Source organism: Kitasatospora purpeofusca (genome assembly GCF_034043715.1).
In the GTDB taxonomy this organism is placed as follows: domain Bacteria; phylum Actinomycetota; class Actinomycetes; order Streptomycetales; family Streptomycetaceae; genus Kitasatospora; species Kitasatospora purpeofusca_A.
On sequence record NZ_JAXCLC010000070.1, the window covers coordinates 22,000 to 39,682 of the forward strand.

The window sequence follows — 17,683 nt, forward strand, 5'->3', positions numbered from 1 at the left end:
CACCCCGGACACCACCCCGGCTCCGGGCCGGCTCAGCCGGTGTGGCGCCACCAGAACGACCCCGGCTCGTAGTGCTCGGTGACCCCGAGCCTGCGCCAGAGCGGCTCGGCGATCCGCCGCAGCTCCGGGTCGGCGTGCACGAAGGCGTCCGGCAGCTCGACGTCGAACCGGCCCGGCGCGGCCGTCAGCAGCGCGGCCAGCAGGTACTGCTCGGAGTAGTGCCGCCAGCGCCAGGAGGCCGGGTAGTCCGCCGGGAGCATGATGTCGTGCACGTGGACGATCACCCCGGGCTTGAGCACCGGTAGCACCTCGAAGAAGAACACCGCGACGTCCGAGCCCATGTGGAGCCGGTGCGACCCGTCGAAGAAGACGATGTCGCCCGGCTCCAGCTCGCGGAACACCGCGAGGTCGGCGTGCTGGAGCGGGGTGCGGACCACCTCGTCGCAGAGCCGGTCGACGGTGGCGCGCGGGGCCGGGTCGATCGAGGTGATCCGGGTGCTCAGCCCGAGGTCCTCGACGGCCCGGCGGGCGAACTTGGTGGAGTTGCCGGAGCCGATCTCCAGGTAGCGGGCGGGCCGCAGCTCGGCCAGGAACCCGTACAGCGACAGGGCGTCCAGCGGCGGCAGCCAGCCGTTGTTCCAGTACGGGGTGGAGCCGGCCGCGGTGCCGCGCAGCGGGATGCCGCTCAGCGGGTCGCCCAACTCCAGGAAGCCGGACAGGCGTTCCGCGTAGCGCTCGCGGTTCTTCTCCAACAGGTCGCGCACCTCCGTGAGTTCGGCGCGCGGCTCGGGGGTGACCACGTGGTCCCAGAACAGCGGCTTGCGCAGCCCGAACGCCCACAGGGTGAGGCCGTGCAGCACCGGCCGCTCGCCGAGCCAGTCCACCGGCCGGCGCAGCGCGGGCAGGCGCTCCAGCAGTTCGACGCCGGAGGCGGTGCGGACGGCGGTCCGCAGATCCTTGAGCACCATGTCGTGTCCTTTCGGGGTGGTTCAGAGCGAGAGCCAGAGGTCCTGCAGCCGGTGTTCGGAGATGCCCTCGGCGGACCGGAAGTCGTAGCGGTGGACCTTCACCGGGCCCCGGGTGAAGCTCCAGTCCAACCGCCAGAGCGGGTAGGGGCGGTTGATCGCGCTGTCCCAGTCGAATCCGGCCGGTGCGGAGAACTTCCAACTGAGCGGCAGGAAGTCATTGTTGGCGCGAATCGCGTCGTCCGCGAGCGAGCGGATCCCGTCCAGGTCGCGCATCGCGGGGCTGGCGTTGAAGTCGCCGGCGATCAGCGTCCGGCTGGGGTTCGCCCTGAGCTCGGTCTCCAGGCCCCGGATCTCCTCCTGGCGCCAGGCGAACTTGCGCTTGAAGTAGGAGTCGAAGTCGAAGCCCGAGAACGGGTCGAGGTCGGGCGCCAGCGGCACGGTGACATGCACGTTGTAGACGCTGAGCACGGTGGCGCCGACCTGGAGGTCGGTGCGCATCACCTTGTCGCGGGCGAAGATCCGGCTGAAGGAGGCGTCCGCCCCGAGGGCGGCGCCGGTGCCGACGGAGCGCTGCTCGACGATCGGGTAGCGGGAGACGGTGAGCAGTTCACCGGTGCGGGCGATGTGGTAGCCGGGGAACTCGGCGGCGAGCCGGGCGTCGTCGTCGAGCCGCCGGTAGCCGTCCTCGCCGAGGCCGGGCTGCCAGACCACGTGCTCCTGGAACAGGTACACGTCGGCGTTCCGGCGGTGGATCAGGTCGTAGAGCCGGTCGACGCCGGTGGACGCGGCCCAGTACTGGGTGTTGAAGGAGACCACGTGCAGCGCTCCGGGCGGCACCGTCCGCTCGCCGTGCCACAGGGCCGGCCAGTTGAGGCCGGAGCCGGTGGTGAGGCCGAGCAGCAGCGGCGGCAGGGCGAGTCCGAGCGCCCAGCTGCGACGCGGTCCGCAGGCGCCCGCGGCGGCGAGCAGCAGGAACAGTGGCACGGCGACGAGGAGTACCGGCGGGACGGCGTCGAACAGGATCGCCCAGTGCCAGCGTCCGCTGACCGACCAGCGGAAGAAGGCGTAGAGCAGCCAGGCGCCGGTGAGGCCGACCAGGGCGCGGCCGTACCAGGTGCGCAGCCGGCGGGCGATCCGCCGGGCGCGGGCGGGTTCCGGGGCCGGGTCCCCCAAGGGCCCGTCGGACGGGTCGGCGGACGGATCTGCGGACGGGTCGGCGGACGGCCCGCCGGCGGGCGCCCCGTCCTGCCGGTACATCCGGCGGAACTTCCGGCTGACCGCGAACTGGCCGAGTCCGGCGGCGAGTCCGGCGGTGACGACGGCGTTCAGCAGGAGGTGGCAGAGGGTGAAGAAGGCGAGGAAGCGGTAGCCGCGCTCCTGGTGGACGAAGCGGTACTGCCCGAGGTCGGTGAGGACGAAGGCGGCGAGCAGCAGGGCGGTGGCGAGCCCGGCCGCCGGCTGCCAGGCGATCAGGGGCAGGCTCAGCAGGGTGAGCGCGGCGAGCACCGAGGCGAGGGCCCGGCCGGGGGTCTCCATGCCCTGCATCGCGCGCCCGCGATCGAGGTAGAACGGCACCCGCAGCCGGCTGCGCACGAAGGCCTTGCGCAGCAGCGGGCGGATCCGGTTCTCGTCGGAGAGCCGGCCCCGGACGCGCGAGGTGAGCAGCATGGGGTGGCGGGCGGCGAGCCGTTCGGCGTGGTCGATCTCCTCGGTCTGGCGCAGTGCGGGGTTGAACGGGCCGGCTTCCAGGAAGGCGGTACGGCGGACGGCGCCGAGGGCGTAGAAGCCGCCGCTGACCAGTCCTTCGGCGCTCTTGCGCCAGTAGTGGTACTGGAGGATGCGGTACTGGCCGACGGGGCCCTCGGGGAACAGCGGTTCCTTGTCGGGGACGCCGAACACGGCCCCGTACTCGGGGTGTTCGGCGAAGACCGCGACTGCTTCGGCGACGGCGTCGGGGTGGATCGCGAGGTCGGCGTCGAGGAAGAGCACGATGTCGCCGGTGGCGTGCTCGACGCCGAGGTTGCGGGTGGCGCCGGGGCCGCCGTTGCGTTCGGCGCGGATGAGGGTGACGGGGTGGGCGGCGGCGAGCGCGGCGGAGTCGTCGGTGCTGGCGTCGTCGACGACGATCACCTCGTGCACGGGGTGGCTCTGGGTGAGGACGGAGCCGAGGCAGAGGTCGACGGTGCGGCTGTCGTTGTACATCGGCACGACCACCGAGACGAGCGGTGTGGTGGGCATGGCTCCTCGTTCGGAACGGCGTGGGGTCAACGCGGTTGTCTGGCAGGGGGGTTCGGGCGGGCGAGTTCGGTCAGGTGAGTTGGAAGGTGAGCAGGAGGGCGGCCCAGAGCGCGGCGGTGGCCAGCATGGCCCGGTCGCGCAGCAGGGTGTGCACGGGGTTCCCGCCCTCGGCGTGCACGACGACGATCTGCAGGTAGCGGAAGAGGGCGAACAGGGCGAGCGGGGCGGTGAGCAGGGCGCCGGTCTCGTAGCCGGACTCGGTGCGCAGGTAGAGCAGGTAGCCGACGACGGTGAGTCCGGAGCAGAGCACCAGCACCAGGTCGAGGAAGTGCGCGGAGTAGCCGACCAGTGCGGGCCGGTGGCCGCTGCCGGCGACGCCGAGTTCGTGGCGCCGTTTGCCGACGATGAGGACCAGGCAGAGGGTGAGCACGGTGAGGACCAGCCAGGCGGAGAGCGGGCGGCCGCTGGCCCCGTAGCCGCCGAGCAGGCGGAGCACGAAGCCGGTGGCGACGACGAAGACGTCCAGCAGCGGGAGGTGTTTGAGCCGCCAGCTGTAGGCGGCGTTGACGCCGAGGTAGAGCAGGACGGGGGCGGCGACGCCCGGTCCGGCGACGGCCAGGACGGGGGCGAGCAGGGCGGCGAGGAGCAGCGCGAGGCCGACGGCGGTGCGCGGCGCGACCCGTCCGGAGGCGAGCGGCCGGTGGCGTTTGACGGGGTGGCGGCGGTCGCGTTCGACGTCGGCGAGGTCGTTGACGACGTAGACGAGCGAGGAGGCGAGGACGAAGGCGCCGACGGCGACGGCGATCCGGGCGGTCATGCCCCAGGCGAGGTCGGCGCCGAGCAGGGGCAGCGGGACGACCAGGATGTTCTTGGGCCACTGGCCGGGCCGGAGCAGGGCGAGCGGTGCGGGCAGGCGGGAGGGGCCGGCGGTGCGGCGGGTGGGCTCGGGCGGCCCTCCGGGTCGGCCCGTCTCGTGCTGCGAGCTCTGTTCGCTCAGGGAGGTCATGGCGGAGCGCTCCTCAGAAGAAGATCTTCACGGCGGACAGCAGTCCCTGGCTCCACGGGTCGCGGCTGGTGCGGCCCGCGTCGGGGCCGCCGGTGCGCGGGGCGGCCGGGGTCTCGTGCCGGGCGGTGCGCCACCAGTCGTAGGTGCGCAGGATGGCGTCCCGGTTGGAGAGCCGGGGGGCGAAGCCGAGCCGGTCGCGGGCCTTGTCGATGGAGACGTAGGAGTCGGCGGTGAGCTTGTGCAGCAGGCGTCCGTAGACGGGTGAGAGGCGGGCGCGTTGCAGGGTGTCGAGGACGGCGAGGGCGGGGCGGGCGGGCAGGCCGACGACGTGCTTGCCGTGGCCGGCGGCGTCCAGGACGGCCTGGAAGTCCTCGCGCAGGGTGCCGAATTCGGCGGCGGCGAGGTTGTAGGTGTCGTTGGCGAGGTGGTCGGGGGCGTGCAGGACGGTGACCACGGCGTCCACCAGGTCGTCGATGCCGAACATCTGGGTGCGGACGTCGCCCCGGCCGAGGACGGGGAAGTTGCGGCCCTCCTCGGCCCATTCGAAGAGCATCGCGAACAGGCCCATCCGGCCGGGGCCGACGAAGGTCTTGGGCCGCAGGATCGGGACGCACAGGCCGTCGGCGCGGTGGCGTTCGGCGATCTCCTCGGCGGCGGCCTTGGCGCGGCTGTAGGTGTCGACGGGTTCGCGGGGGTGGGTCTCGGGGGTGGGGACCTGGCGGGGCAGGCCGTAGACGGCGGTGGAGGAGATGTGCACCACGCGGGGGGTGCCGGCGGCGCGGGCGGCGGCGAAGACGGCGCGGGTGCCGTCGACGATGATGGAGCGGATCTGGTCGTCCGGGTAGCTGGGGAGCGCGGCGGCGGCGTGGACCAGGAGGTCGGCGCCGCGCAGGGCGCGGTCGAGGGCGGGGCGGTCGCGGATGTCGCCGACCACCTCGACGCCCGGGCCGGGGCGCAGGTCGATGCCGCGCACGTGGTGGCCGTCGGCGGTGAGGCGTTCGGCGAGGCGTGAGCCGAGCATGCCGGCGGCGCCGGTGACGGCCACGGTGAGGCGGGGGCCGGCGTCGGGGCGGGGGGCTGCGTCAGGGCGGGGGGCCGCGTCGGGGCGGGGGGCCGCGTCGGGGGCAGATCCTGCGTCGGGGCGGTTGTCGGGGCCGGGTCGGTTGTCGGGGCCGGTCGGGGTCACCACTGCGAGACCACCTTCTGCTTGACGAAGCGGGTGACCAGTCGGCCGAGCCCCTCGTCGAGGACGGTCCCGAGGGCGTCCACGGTCCGCTCGACGTCGGCCGGTTCGGTGATCAGGGACGGTCCGATGATCAGCGGATTGCGGCCGTTGAGGGTGTAGTAGGCGAAGATGCCGTGGTCCTGGTAGAGGGCGCTGATGACGGCGCAAGTGACCAGCTTGGTCTTGAACCGGGGGTCGCGCGCCATCCCGCCGGGCGCGAGCTTGGCGACCAGGTCGAGGATCCGCGGCCCGCCGTCGATGAAGACGCCCCACAGGGCGCCCGCGCCGTCCACCCGGGCGACGGTGTCCGGGTGCTCCTTCGCCAGCCGCCGCAGGCCCGGTTCGAGGACGGCGCCGATCGCCCGGGCCCGGGCCGGGTAGTCGTCCTCGATCGCGATGTTGACGGCCTCCAGGGCGGTGGCGCACTCCTCGCCGAAGCCGTAGTAGGTCGTCGAGGTGGACTGCAGCAGGGCGTCGCCGAGGTTGTCGTAGGCCCTGCGGAAGACCGGTTCACGGGCGACGAACGCCGAGATGGAGGACTTGCCGCCGCCGAAGGACTTGGAGGTGGTGAGCACGTCCGGCAGCAGGCCCGGGTAGCGCATGAAGTGGAAGAGAGTGCCGGTCTTGCCCCAGCCGGTGTAGATCTCGTCGAAGATCAGCACGATCCTCTCGCGGTCGCACAGCTCGCGCAGTCCGCGCAGGAACTCCTCCGAGCAGGCTTCGATGGTGGAGGCGCTGAACGGCTCGACCAGGATCGCGTAGACGTCGCCGGGGTGGGCGGCCACGGCGCGCCGCACGGAGGCGAGGTCGTTGTAGGTGAAGGTGTCGATGCCGGGGATGGTGGGGAATGCGAACTGCGCCTGCCCGGTGAGGCCGCCGGAGCCGAGGAGCTTGCCGTGGAAGGCCCGGTCCGCACGCAGCACCGTCCGGCGTTTGCCGTTGTGGTACTTGAACGCGAGCTTGACGGCGCCCTCGACCGCCTCGGCGCCGGAGTTGGGGAGGAAGGACATCGACAGGTCGCCGGGCAGCACCTCGGCGAGGTTGTGGCCGAGGGCGGCGAGGTAGGGCGAGAAGTAGGTCTTGTGGACCTCCATCCGGCGCTCCCGGGCGAAGCGCTCCCGGACGGCGAGGATGCGGGGGTGGTTGTGGCCGTGGTTGAGCACGCCGACGCCGCCGGTGACGTCCAGGATGCGCCGGCCGTCGGTGAGGGTGAGGTGGGCGCCCTCGGCGTGCGCGACCAGCTCGCGGCCGAAGCCGAAGGAGGTCATCAGCGAGACCTGGCTCTTGTTCACGTACCGGCGGTACAGGTCGTGCACCTCGCCGACCTCGAACCGTTCGGCGTCGTCAAGGGTGTACACGGGAGTCTCCGATCGGGGTGGGGGCGGGGGCGGTAGCCGGGGTGGAACCGGTGCTGGCGGTGCTGTCGGTGCTGTCGACGGCGGTACGGGTGCCCGGGGCGCCGAGCCGGGCCCGGGCCAGCGCCAGGACGACGGCGGAGCTGCCGAGTTCGGCGACCACGCACACGACGCGGCTGGCCACGGCCGCCGTCGCCGCGGTGCCACCGGGCAGTACGGCCGCGAGCGCGGCGGCGATGGTCAGCTCGCGCACGCCCCAGCCGTCGGGGACCACCACGGCGAGGCTGCTCACCACCGTGGCGAGCGCGAACGCCCCGATCCCCGGCCCCGCGGCGGACACGGCCGGCGCGCCGAGGGCGATCGCCAGGAACCACAGGTGCAGCCCGGACACCAGCCAGGAGGCGACCGCCAGCGCGATCGCCCGGCGGACGGCGGCGTCCGGCGGCGGCTCCACGGTGCGGCGGGCCAGCCGGGCGAGCATGACGACCGGCCCGGTCGCCAGGGCGGGCCTGGCGACGCAGGCGAGCAGGCCGAGGACGGGCAGGACCAGCCAGAACCACTGCCCCGGCAGAACGGCGGGCGCGGCGAACAGGCTGACGCAGGCTCCGGCGAGGACGGTGAGCGCGAGGCTCAGCAGATAGGCGGAGGTCATCGCGGCGGCCGGCACGCCCACCGCGCGGCCGTGGGTGACATGGGTGAGCACGCCCCACACCCGGCCGGGCAGGTACTTGGACAGCTGGCCGAGGAAGTAGATCCGGGCCGCGAGCAGGCCCCGGACCGGCCCCGGCGTGCCGGGGGCACTGCCCGGCGGCGCGGGCACCAGCACCCGCCAGGCGTGCACCGCGAGGACCAGGCCGGCGATGTTGGCGGCCAGCGCGGCGAGCAGCAGCGGGACCGCGTCGGCGCGGGCGAGGGCGCGGGCGGCGACCGGGCCCTCGTGCCGCAGCAGCAGGCCGACGCCGACCAGGGCGGCCAGCACGATGGCGGGGGTGAGGAGGGCGCGCAGCCGTTCCGCCATCAGTTCCGCTCCCCCGTCGTGGGCGGTGCGGTCCACTGCGTCGGCGTGACCGGTACCGGCCGCCGACCCGGCCGCAGCATCCGCAGGGCGCCGACGCCCGCGCCGGTCAGCAGCGAACCGACGACCAGGAAGTGCACGCCCGCCGCGTACGGCGCGAACGCCGCCCCGTGCCGCCGGGCGGCGAACCGCAGCAGTCCCGCGTTGGCGGCGCAGAAGGCGGCCAGCCCGGCGGCCGGCAGCACCGGCCACCGGCCGGCCAGCGGCAGCGAGGCCAGGGTGAACGCGGCCGTCGCGACCGAGGCCGGGCTGTTGGCGGTGAGGTTGCGCCGCCCGCCGCGCCGCGCCGAGGCCAGCGCGGGCACGAGCACCAGCGCGCGCCGGTAGGTCTCCGCGAGCAGCGGGCCGAGCCGTTCGACCTCGTCGTGGTGGGCGACCACCCGGTCCGTGAGCACGATCCGGTAGTGCGGGGCCAGCCGGTCGCTGAGTTCGAGGTCCTCGGAGTCGCGCAGGCTCTCGTCGAAGCCGCCGATCCGCTCGAACACCTCGCGCCGCACCGCCGCCTGGGCGAAGAACGCCGTCTCCACCACACCTACGCCGCGCACCCGCCACCAGTGCGCGTGCAGCACCCGGTAGCGTTCCACCGGTCCGTCGTCGAACAGCGGTTCCGGGGCGATCACCCCGTGCACGCAGCCGCATTCCGGATCCTTTTCCAGGATTTCCAGCGCATTCGCCACCGAATCGGGTGTGAGGGCCTCGTCGGAATCCAGGAAGAAGATCACCTCACCGGTCGCCGCGGCGATTCCGGCATTCCGCGCGGCGGAAACCCCGCGATTGGGCCACAGCCGGATCAGTTCGCACGGCGGGCCCCCGGCGGGGCCCCCGGCCGGGCCGCCGTCGGCCGGGTAGCGCTCGGCGATCCGGGCGGTGGCATCGGTGGATCCGTCGTCGACCACGATCACCTGGTGCGGCCGGTGGGTCTGGGCGTACACCGAGTCCAGGCAGGCCGAAAGGGTTCTGGCCGCGTTGTGGGCCGGGACGACGACCGTCACGGAAAAGGTCATGGGCCCAGTTCAGGCGGACCGCGTATCGGGTGGATATCGTCCCCGTATCGGGGGCGTCCGGGAGCCGGGCACCGGAATTCGGGCGCCCGGCCGCCCTGCTACGCTCCGCCGCATGGATCCGGATTCCGTTTCCCCCCGCTCCCGGCATTCCACAGGTGTGCGCCTGCTGGTGGCCGCCACCGCGCTGTGGGCGGCGTTCCTGGCGCTGGACCTCCTGGCGAACGGGCGGTGGTGGTTCTGGCTGATACCCGGACTGGCGCCGCCACTGCTGTTCCTCGCCGTGCCGGTGACGCTGCTCGCGCTGGCGTGGACGCTCCCGGCCGCCGGCTCGGGCCTGCGGCGGTGGCTGGTGCCGACGGCGGTCCTGCTGCTGGTCGCCGCACTGCCCCGGACCGGCCTCAACTGGTCGGCCCTGACGCCCGGTTCGGCCGCCGCCCCGGCCGGTCCGGGGATCCGCGTCTTCTCCTGGAACACCGAGTACTGGGACACCACCGACGACCCGGACGCCTTCTACCGCTTCCTGCACGCCCAGGACGCCGATGTCTACCTGCTCCAGGAGTACCTGGCGTGGGTGCGCGGTACGCACACCCGGATCGACGAACTCGACCGGATCCGGAGGGAGTTCCCCGGCTACCAGGTGGTGGCGGCCGGTGAGCTGGTCACCCTGTCCCGCTTCCCGGTGCTCGCCGCGCCGACCGTCGGCCCGGCGGTGGCGGCGGACGCGCCCTGGTCGGAGGTCTTCACCCGGCGCAAGGTGCTGCGCACCGACCTCGACGTCCGGGGCCGCGCCGTCTCCTTCTACAACGTGCACATCCCGGTCCAGGTGGACACCCGGGAGCCGGTGTTCGGCGGCGCCTTCTACCGGGTGGTGCGCGAGGCCGACGCGGCCCGCCGCGAGCAGTTCGCGGCCCTGGCGCACGACACCGCCGACAACCCACGGCCCCTGCTGGTCGCCGGGGACTTCAACACCAGCCCCGCGATGGGCGACCTCGACCCGCTCCGGGCCCGCCTGCACGACGCCCGCGCGGCGAGCGGCGAGCTCTACCCCGGCAGCTGGGGCGGCATCCTCGGCGCCGACTGGTGGCGCCTCGACTGGGCGTTCACCAACGACGGCGCGGCGGTGGACCGCTACGCCTTCGTCGACGACCGGGGACTGTCCGACCACCGGGGCCAGGAGCTGCGGATCTCGCTGCCGGACCGGGGCCGGGAGCGCTGTCGGTGGCATGTGCTTGAATCCTGGTGTGCCCGACACCCACGACACCCTTGACCTGCGAGGACTCCTCGCCCGGCTGCCCGACCCCGGCTCGCTGCGCGACCGGTGCCGGGGGATCGCCATGCTCGAAGCGATCCTGAGCCCCGTCTGGGGCGACCGCTACTACTCCTTCGACTCCCGGTGGGGCGTGGGCCAGCAGATGGCGTCGATGCGCGACGGGGAGGGCGACGACTGGTTCATGGTCTTCTCCGACGCCGGCGTGTACGCGCGCGGCTTCGACCACACCGCGCCGAACGCCGCGCCGCAGCTGCTCCCCGAGGTGCCCGAAGCCTTCCGCGCCCAGACCGTGGAACCGGCCTTCGGCGAGGAGGACGGCGTGCCGCTCGCCACCGTCTGCTTCTGGCACGGCGCCGGTGGCGACGACGGGTGGCAGGCGCCGTCGGCCGCGCCGACGGGCGGGGTGGAGCTGTTCGCCCTGCCGGCCGCCGCCGACCCGGCGGGGGCGTACCTGGCGTGGGCCGAGGAGTACTACGAGCCCGAGCACTCCCCCGACCCGGCGGCCATCGCGCACGTCCTCGCCCTGCGCCCGCTCACGGCGGCCGTCGTGGCGGCCATCGACCCGGACGTCGACCTGGCCGAACTCGCCGAGGACATCGCGGAGATCGGTTACCCGACCGCCTGAGCAGACCATGCCCGGGGGCCCCGACCGGGCCCCCGGGGTCACGGGTTCGACTACAGCGCGGCCTCGTCCAGCCGCTTCCGCTGCTCCGCCGTGAGCGTCAGGTCGAGGGCGCCGAGCGCCTCGTCCAGTTGGCTGGTCCGGCTCACGCCGACCAGCGGCAGGATCCCCACCTCGTGGTCGAGCAGCCAGCTGAGCGCCACCTGGTTGACGGTCGCACCGCTCTCCTCCGCCACCGCCCGCAGCGCGGCGAGACGCCTCGGCGTGCCCGGGTGGTCGTAGGCGGCGCCGATCTCGACGTCCTCGCGGGTGAGCCCGCCGGAGAGCAGCGGGCTGTAGACCCAGAGCCGCAGATCCCCCTCGGAGCTCACGTAGTCCAGGAGTTCGGACGTCACGTGCACATGGGCGGAGGACAGCAGCGGCACGTCGAAGCGCGGCTGGAGGTACGAGTAGCGGTACTGCAGGTGCGAGTAGCGCGGTCCGTCCCCGGCGAGCGCGCGGGCCCGCTCCACCCGCCACACGGCGTGGTTACTGGCGCCGACCGCGCCCGCCTTGCCGTCGACCACCAGCCCGGCGAGGGTCTCCACGGTCTCGGCGAGCGGCACCGAACGGTCCTCGATGTGCGTCCAGTAGACATCGACGCGGTCCGTGCCGAGCCGCCGCAGGCTGCCCTCGACACCCGCCCGGATCGCCTTCTCCGACAACCCCTCGGCCGCCTCGAGCCCGGCCCCCGGCACGGTGGGCCGGGCGCCGACCTTGGTGCTGATGACGACCTGGTCGCGGGCCTTGCGGCTGGCCAGCCAGCGGCCGATGACGGCCTCGCTCTCGTCACCGGTGGCGCCGTCGAGCCAGAACGCGTAGTTGTTCGCGGTGTCGAGGACGGTCCCGCCGCCCTCGACGAAGCGGTCCAGGATCCGGAACGAGGTCTCCTCGTCGACGATCGTGCCGAAGCCCAAGGTGCCCAGGACGACGGTGCGCTGAGGAATGGTCATGGGTGTGCGTCCTCCCGTTGTGGTCTGGACCATTCAAGACGCAATCGCGATCACCCGCAACAGCTTCCGCCGACCCGTTCACCCCCCGAACACGAACACCAGTGCCCCGAGCACCACCAGCATGCTCCCCCCGAACGCCGACCCGGCCCACAGCACCGCCTCCCCGCCCCGCACCCCGAGCCGGGTGCGGAGGATGAACACCACCAACGCGGCCACGGTGGATAGGAGTACGGCGACCAGCAGCCACAGCAGCCGTACCCCGGCGGCGGTCACCGCTCGCTCCGAAGGGGGGCACGGTCGAACGTCGCATGCAGAACATCAAGAATGTCCACCCCACCACCGTTCGACCCGTCGGGAAAGATGCTCGCCAGTCGTGACGCCATCGCCCACGCTGCGTTTTCGGCATATACACCGTCATGATCAGCCAGCCAGTAGAGGGGATCCTCGTCCTCCTCCAGCAACGCCAGCTCCAGCCCATTAAGGCACCCCACTGCGGCATTCCGGACCAAGGGCCAAGGCCTGCGGCTGCGATCCTCCCACCTCCGCCCACCGAACTCATCGTCCAACACCGCCAGCATGGCCATGACCATAGCCTCGTACGCGTCGACCCTCAGAGGTTCTCGCATGCGACGTACGGCGGACCTGCCGACAAAGCTCCAGGTTGCGTCGTCCGACTCTTCCGGCAGGCCGAGCAATCCCTTCAAATAGTCACGGTCAGTCTCGTACGGCATACCCGAACGAGGCCTCTGCTGATAGAGCTGCTGATATCGCATCAGCAGCTCGTCGCTCAGCTCATCCGCTCGAACGGCCGCGAGCGCGTTGGCGAGTCCTGCAAGTTCGTCCATGGCATCGGCCAGCAACCCCAGGCACCTACTCGGCCATCGCACACTGCCGGATCGTACGGCGCACCCCAACATCGCTGGCAGGCGGACCACGACATAGGCAAGGGAGGTTCGCACCTGGTCACGGACCGGGTCCGGCATCCGCTCCAGGTCATACTTCGCGAACCCCCTTCCGGGGAACCGCGACCCGATCGTCCGAAGTCGCTCGGTATCGGCGCAAAGCAGGTTCCGGATGCCCCGCGAACTACCACCCTCTCGCTCTAGATGCGCCCCGATCACACCCACGAGATAGCCGATCGTGTCCATTGCGTCACCTGTGCGGTACATGCACATCCGCACCCAATCGTGGTGGCGGAGCACAGAGTACTTCAGGATGTCCTGGAGTTGATCGACGACCTCAAGCGTGCACCGAACTGCTGCGAGTTGAAGATGCGGCGGCATGGCATCGCCGAACGTCTGTCGCGGCATCGTGCTTCCCTCTGGCGTGCGCCGCCCGTGCCTCGGCGCATGCTCATGGGCACGGTGGACCGAGGGTGATCGCGATGACTCAACTTCCGGCCGTCACAGGCGTCATGGGCACGGGCCACAACGCACAGCCGCGGCCGTCGCCACGGCCGTGGCATCACTGTACGGCACGACGTGCCCCCGTCGAGGTCCAATTGGCCAGGTGCAGACGCTCGATGCCGTCGAGCAGGACGTCCAGGGCGAACTCGAACTCGAACTGGTCGTCGCAGCCGCCGCCGACCGTCGTGCCGTCCGCCTCCACATGGGCGGAAGAGGCGGCGACCTCGGCGATGTGGGGGTAGTGGGCGGCCAGTTGGGCCGCGGCGCGGGGGTCGGGGGCCGCGTCCGGGGAGGTGTCGAAGAGTTCCTGGGTGAAGCCCAGGAGGCGGCCGCCGAGGGCGTGCATGGCGTGATGGGCGAGGTCGGCGGAGAGGCCGCCCGCCCGGAGCAGGCCGATCACCGCGTCCAGGTGGCCGAGTACCGCGGGCGTCGGCGCCGGCAGCGACTCGAGCACGCGCGGCGCCCACGGGTGGCGGCGCAGTACCCGGCGGGCGGACAGGACGCGTTCGCGCACGGCCTCCTTCCAGTCGGCTCCGGCGGCGGGCGGGTCGATCCCGCCGACGACGGTGTCGACCATGCCGGCGAGCAGTTCCTCCTTGCCGGCGACGTGCTTGTAGAGCGCCATCGGCACCACGCCCAGTTCCTGGGCGAGTTTGCGCATGCTCAGGGCGTCGGTGCCGCCCGCCTCGCGGTCGGCGAACGCCACGGCGGCGGCCAGTACGCGTTCCCGGTTCAGCGGGGTGCGGCGCACCCGTTCGCTGTCGCTCATCTCCGGACCCTCTCTCGTCGTCAGCTCGTCATCGGCTCGTCGTCGGCTCGTCGTCGGCTTGACGAGTGTACGGCGTACGCCTACGGTGAGCCTCAGGTGTACGCCGTACACCTGGCGGTGACGAGAGGGGCTGGTTCTGGTGAAGGCGATCGGGGACAGGAAGACGGCGGTGGTCACGGGTGTGCTGTTCCTGGTGACCGAAGTGGCCGCGATCGCCGGGATGCTGCTGTACCGGCCCGCGCTGGACGGCGCCGCGTACGTGGCCGGGTCCGGTGCGGACAGCCGGGTCGCGGCGGGGGCGCTGTGCGAGGTGGTGCTGGTGCTGGCGGTGATCGGCACCGGGGTGGCGCTGTACCCGGTGCTGCGGCGGCAGCAGGAGGCCCTTGCGCTCGGTTACGTCTGCGGGCGGCTGCTGGAGGCCGCGGTGATCGCGGTCGGCATCGTCAGCATGCTCGCCGTCGTCACCCTGCGGCAGGACGCCGGCGCCGGGGCGGCCACCGCCGCCCGCGCCCTGGTCGCCGTCCACGACTGGACGTTCCTGCTCGGCCCCAACGTCGTCCTGGGCGCCAACTCGCTCGCCCTGGCGTTCCTGATGCACCGCTCACGGCTGGTGCCCCGGCCCGTCGCCCTGCTCGGCCTGGTCGGCGGCCCGCTGATCCTCGCCTCGGCGGTGGCCGTGCTGTTCGGCCTCTACCCGCAGGTGTCGACGATCGGCTCGCTGGCCGCCCTGCCGGTCTTCGCCTGGGAGGTCACCCTGGCCGTCCGCCTCATCACCAAGGGCTTCACCCCGGCCGCCCACCGCCCGGTGGTCCTGGCGAGCTGAACCCTCCGCCCCGCGTGGGAAGTCGGCCCGCCCGACTTCCCACGCCGCTGCACCGGGCCGTCCGCTCCCCCCGTCGTCCGCCCACCCCGTCGTTTGCTCACCGGGCCGTCCGCTCCCACGGGACGTCCCGGTGCAGCAGCGCCCGCGCCAGCGGCTCACCGGACCGGCGGGCGTAGAGCTTCCGCTCGCGCACCTCGTGCCGGCTGCGGGGCCGGTAGCCCGGGCCGCCGCAGCAGCTCTTGTGGAAGCCGATACCCGCGCTGAGCAGCAGCGTGAGGGTGCGCCAGGCCGCGGCGTCCCGGCGGGGCGGCGCCGCGAAGGCGGAGCCCGCGTGGATCAGCACACCAGCGCAGCGCGGACAGCGCCGTTCGTCCGCCCGGCTGCCGTACACCTGCTTGTACGAGGCCCGGCAGGGCAGGCAGACGTAGGAGGTCCTGGAGTGCGCCACGCGCCACAGCCTACGGAGCCGCCCTCCTCACCCGCGACGCCTTTTCCGCCGCCCGCCACGGCCGCCAGGACCGGTCAGGACCGGTCAGGACTCCGATCCGGCGGGCCCGCCGAAGCCCATCGCGCGGGCCCGCGCGGCAACGGCCCCGAAGTCCGCGGCGGCGGACAGCGACCCGACCGCCCGACGGGTCAGCGGGGCACCCGCCAGCACCGCCGCCACCGCCCCGCGGTCCACCGGCCGCTCGAAGTAGTCCTCGGCGAAGCCCGCGTACGCCTCCGGACCTCCGTCGACGAGCAGGCCGAACAGCCCCTCGGCGCCGTCCGTCTCCTCGGGCCCGAACCGCACCGGCCCGCAGCTCCACCCGTCGCCGCCGCTCTCGCGCCAGGCGCAGACCGTCGCGTCGAAGAACCCCTCGAACTGGAACTCCGGCGTCCGCGCGTAGTGGGCGAGCGAGGCGGGCAGGCCGTCCAGCAGGCCGGGCCAGTGCTCACGGTCCTCGTCCCGCCACGGGGTCGCATCGCTCTCGTGGTCGAAGCCGTACAGGAACACTCCGGCCGGATCGAACACGATCGCGTACTGGTCGCCGGAGCCGTTGTCCATGGTGGCCAGATCCACGCCCGTGCGCCAGTCACGGACGAACGCGTGCATGGGCACGTGCCGGTCGAGGATGCTGTCGAGCAGGGCGATCCCCCGGCAGCGGGCACGGAGTTCGGCCGGTTCGGGCAGCAGGGGCAGCAGGTCGCGGACGGTCATGGCGCACAGTCAACAGCGCCCCACTGACAACGCCCCGCTGACAACGCCCCGCTGACAACGCCCCACCGACAACAGGCCACCGACAACGGGCCCCGCGCGCCCGGGCGGGGCCCGCGGCCGTGTGCGGGAGATCACGGCGACCGGAGCCACCGGGGAAGCCTACGATTCGTGACCGATGCACCTGTCCCGGCCGAGGAGCGGATCCCTTGAGCAGCAGCAGCGACCTCGTGCGTGAGAGCTACTACCAGCGCACCGGCGCCCGGGCGTTCAAGCCCACCGCGCACGCGGGTGGGGCGTGGAGCGCCGACGAGCAGCACTTCAGTCCGCTGGCCGGGCTGGTGGTGCACGCGATCGAACGGTGGCTGGCGGAGCGGCCCGGGGGCGACGGGGGGCTGACGCTCGGGCGGATCGGTTACGACATCCTCGGCCGCATCGCGCTCGACGAGTGCGAGATCACCGTGGAGTCCGTCCGGCCCGGGCGCACCATCGAGCTCCTCGAAGCGACCGTGGCGATCGGCGGCCGGGCCGTGGTCCGGGCCCGGGCCTGGCTGCTGGCCACCCTGGACACCTCGGCCGTCGCCGACAGCCCGATCGAGCCGCTGCCCCGGCCCGAGGAACTCACGCCGTGGGCGATGGACCAGGAGTGGGACGGCGGCTACGTCGCCTCGGTGGACCTCCGCCGGGTGCCGCCGACCCGCCGCGGCCGCACGGCCGCCTGGATCTCCTCCCGGGTGGACCTGGTCGCGGGCGAGCCGAGCAGCGCCCTCGCCTCCTTCGTCGCACTCGTGGACACGGCGAACGGCATCGCCGTGCAGCAGGACCCGGCCGAGTGGATGTTCCCCAACGTCGACCTGACCGTCCATCTGCACCGGCAGCCGCGCGGGCCCTGGACCGGCCTGGACACCACGGCCAGCTTCGGCCCGACCGGCCAGGGCCTCACCAGCAGCGTGCTGCACGATGTCGACGGCCCGGTCGGTCAGGCCGAACAGATCCTCACCGTCCGCCCGCAGCCGCGGTAACCGCCGGGCCACCCGCAGCCGCCGCCGTCCCGGTCCCGCTCCCCGCCGGGTCACCGCTCGCGTGGGACAGCGGCGGCGCGATCGCCTGAACGTCCGCGCCCTCGCCGACCCACAGGCCGATGAACAGCGCCGCGGTCGCCTCCAGCAGGCCCGCCCGGTCGAGACCGCCGGCCGCCACCGGCCGGCAGCCCGCGTCCCGCACCAGTTCGGACACCCGGGCGAGGGCCGCCGCGTCGTCCCCGCACAGCGGTACCGCCAACGGCCTGCCGTCGAAGACGGGCGGCCGCATCCGCCACACGTCCTCGTGGCAGAGGTTGAACGCCTTGACCACCTCGGCCCCCGGGGCCGCCCCGGCCAACTGCCGCGCCGCCGACGGCCCGCCGTCCGTCAGCAGCCGGAAGCCGGCGCCGACGGGGTTGGAGCAGTCGACCAGCACCGTGCCGTCCAGTTCCGCGCGCAGCTCCCGCACCACCTCCGCCCCGGCGCCGTAGGGCAGTGCGGCCAGCACCACCTCGCCGGCGGCGGCCGCCGCCCGCAGCCCGGCGGCCCGCGCGCCGCCCCCGATCCGCCGGGCGAGGCGCTCCGCGGCGGCGGTGTCCCGCCCGCCGACCGTCACCTCGTGCCCGGCCCTCGCCCAGTGGGTCGCGAGCGCGTCCGCCATATTCCCCGTGCCCAGCACGCCGATCCTCATCACACCGTCCTCCGTGTCG

18 protein-coding genes are annotated in these 17,683 nt (G+C 73.2%); 4 read left to right on the plus strand and 14 right to left on the minus strand.

The genetic code is table 11. The annotated features are described in order from the left end of the window. Positions 1 to 32 precede the first annotated feature (32 nt). From SM793_RS28975 to SM793_RS29005, 7 genes are all read right to left on the minus strand, one after another. On the minus strand, positions 33 to 968 hold the full coding sequence (locus SM793_RS28975) for a class I SAM-dependent methyltransferase (protein WP_320441258.1): 936 nt from the start codon (positions 966 to 968) through the stop codon (positions 33 to 35). A gap of 21 nt (positions 969 to 989) precedes the next feature. Next, positions 990 to 3,206, minus strand: a complete 2,217-nt coding sequence (locus tag SM793_RS28980) for a glycosyltransferase (RefSeq protein WP_320441259.1) — start codon at positions 3,204 to 3,206, stop codon at positions 990 to 992. 70 nt (positions 3,207 to 3,276) lie between these two features. Next, positions 3,277 to 4,212 carry a UbiA prenyltransferase family protein gene (locus SM793_RS28985; RefSeq protein ID WP_320441260.1) on the minus strand — a complete coding sequence of 312 codons (936 nt, stop codon included), beginning with the start codon at positions 4,210 to 4,212 and terminating at the stop codon, positions 3,277 to 3,279. A 13-nt stretch (positions 4,213 to 4,225) separates the two neighbouring features. After that, positions 4,226 to 5,257 (minus strand): NAD-dependent epimerase/dehydratase family protein, encoded by a 1,032-nt coding sequence (locus SM793_RS28990; protein ID WP_320441261.1) that lies wholly within the window; start codon positions 5,255 to 5,257, stop codon positions 4,226 to 4,228. A gap of 137 nt (positions 5,258 to 5,394) precedes the next feature. Next, positions 5,395 to 6,795, minus strand: coding sequence for an aspartate aminotransferase family protein (locus SM793_RS28995; protein ID WP_320441262.1), 1,401 nt, complete (start codon positions 6,793 to 6,795; stop codon positions 5,395 to 5,397). Continuing rightward, positions 6,782 to 7,810, minus strand: a complete 1,029-nt coding sequence (locus SM793_RS29000; RefSeq protein WP_320441263.1) for a lysylphosphatidylglycerol synthase domain-containing protein — start codon at positions 7,808 to 7,810, stop codon at positions 6,782 to 6,784. Before SM793_RS29000 ends, SM793_RS28995 begins: the two co-directional genes overlap by 14 nt. After that, positions 7,810 to 8,871: a glycosyltransferase family 2 protein gene (locus SM793_RS29005; protein ID WP_320441264.1), complete on the minus strand. Its 1,062-nt coding sequence runs from the start codon at positions 8,869 to 8,871 to the stop codon at positions 7,810 to 7,812. Before SM793_RS29005 ends, SM793_RS29000 begins: the two co-directional genes overlap by 1 nt. Positions 8,872 to 8,983: 112 nt before the next feature. On the opposite strand from SM793_RS29005, the gene SM793_RS29010 reads away from it, so the two are divergent. Together SM793_RS29010 and SM793_RS29015 are read left to right on the plus strand one after the other, a co-directional pair. Next, positions 8,984 to 10,138: an endonuclease/exonuclease/phosphatase family protein gene (locus SM793_RS29010; RefSeq protein WP_320441265.1), complete on the plus strand. Its 1,155-nt coding sequence runs from the start codon at positions 8,984 to 8,986 to the stop codon at positions 10,136 to 10,138. After that, on the plus strand, positions 10,113 to 10,766 hold the full coding sequence (locus SM793_RS29015; RefSeq protein WP_320441266.1) for a hypothetical protein: 654 nt from the start codon (positions 10,113 to 10,115) through the stop codon (positions 10,764 to 10,766). Before SM793_RS29010 ends, SM793_RS29015 begins: the two co-directional genes overlap by 26 nt. Before the next feature lie 50 nt (positions 10,767 to 10,816). Here the strand turns inward: SM793_RS29015 and SM793_RS29020 are convergent, their stop codons facing one another. The 4 genes from SM793_RS29020 to SM793_RS29035 form a co-directional block, all read right to left on the minus strand. Continuing rightward, positions 10,817 to 11,755: an aldo/keto reductase gene (locus SM793_RS29020; RefSeq protein WP_320441267.1), complete on the minus strand. Its 939-nt coding sequence runs from the start codon at positions 11,753 to 11,755 to the stop codon at positions 10,817 to 10,819. A gap of 78 nt (positions 11,756 to 11,833) precedes the next feature. Further along, positions 11,834 to 12,028, minus strand: coding sequence for a hypothetical protein (locus tag SM793_RS29025; RefSeq protein ID WP_320441268.1), 195 nt, complete (start codon positions 12,026 to 12,028; stop codon positions 11,834 to 11,836). Further along, a complete protein-coding gene (locus SM793_RS29030) occupies positions 12,025 to 13,065 on the minus strand; it encodes a hypothetical protein (protein ID WP_320441269.1) in 1,041 nt (346 codons plus the stop codon). Before SM793_RS29030 ends, SM793_RS29025 begins: the two co-directional genes overlap by 4 nt. Positions 13,066 to 13,219: 154 nt before the next feature. Further along, entirely contained in the window at positions 13,220 to 13,930 is a 711-nt protein-coding gene (locus SM793_RS29035) for a TetR/AcrR family transcriptional regulator (RefSeq protein ID WP_320441270.1), read from the minus strand. A 139-nt stretch (positions 13,931 to 14,069) separates the two neighbouring features. On the opposite strand from SM793_RS29035, the gene SM793_RS29040 reads away from it, so the two are divergent. Then, positions 14,070 to 14,753 (plus strand): DUF4386 domain-containing protein, encoded by a 684-nt coding sequence (locus tag SM793_RS29040; RefSeq protein WP_320441271.1) that lies wholly within the window; start codon positions 14,070 to 14,072, stop codon positions 14,751 to 14,753. Positions 14,754 to 14,850: 97 nt separating this feature from the next. Here the strand turns inward: SM793_RS29040 and SM793_RS29045 are convergent, their stop codons facing one another. Both SM793_RS29045 and SM793_RS29050 read right to left on the minus strand, forming a co-directional pair. Next, the gene (locus SM793_RS29045) at positions 14,851 to 15,201 is read right to left on the minus strand and encodes a deoxyxylulose-5-phosphate synthase (protein WP_320441272.1); all 351 of its coding nucleotides are present in this window, start codon (positions 15,199 to 15,201) and stop codon (positions 14,851 to 14,853) included. A gap of 84 nt (positions 15,202 to 15,285) precedes the next feature. Continuing rightward, positions 15,286 to 15,954 (minus strand): hypothetical protein, encoded by a 669-nt coding sequence (locus SM793_RS29050; RefSeq protein ID WP_320441273.1) that lies wholly within the window; start codon positions 15,952 to 15,954, stop codon positions 15,286 to 15,288. 206 nt (positions 15,955 to 16,160) lie between these two features. On the opposite strand from SM793_RS29050, the gene SM793_RS29055 reads away from it, so the two are divergent. Further along, positions 16,161 to 16,973, plus strand: a complete 813-nt coding sequence (locus tag SM793_RS29055) for a thioesterase family protein (RefSeq protein ID WP_320441274.1) — start codon at positions 16,161 to 16,163, stop codon at positions 16,971 to 16,973. Here SM793_RS29055 and SM793_RS29060 read toward each other — a convergent pair. After that, positions 16,948 to 17,664, minus strand: a complete 717-nt coding sequence (locus SM793_RS29060) for an NADPH-dependent F420 reductase (protein WP_320441275.1) — start codon at positions 17,662 to 17,664, stop codon at positions 16,948 to 16,950. The genes SM793_RS29055 and SM793_RS29060 overlap by 26 nt on opposite strands. Positions 17,665 to 17,683: the final 19 nt, after the last annotated feature.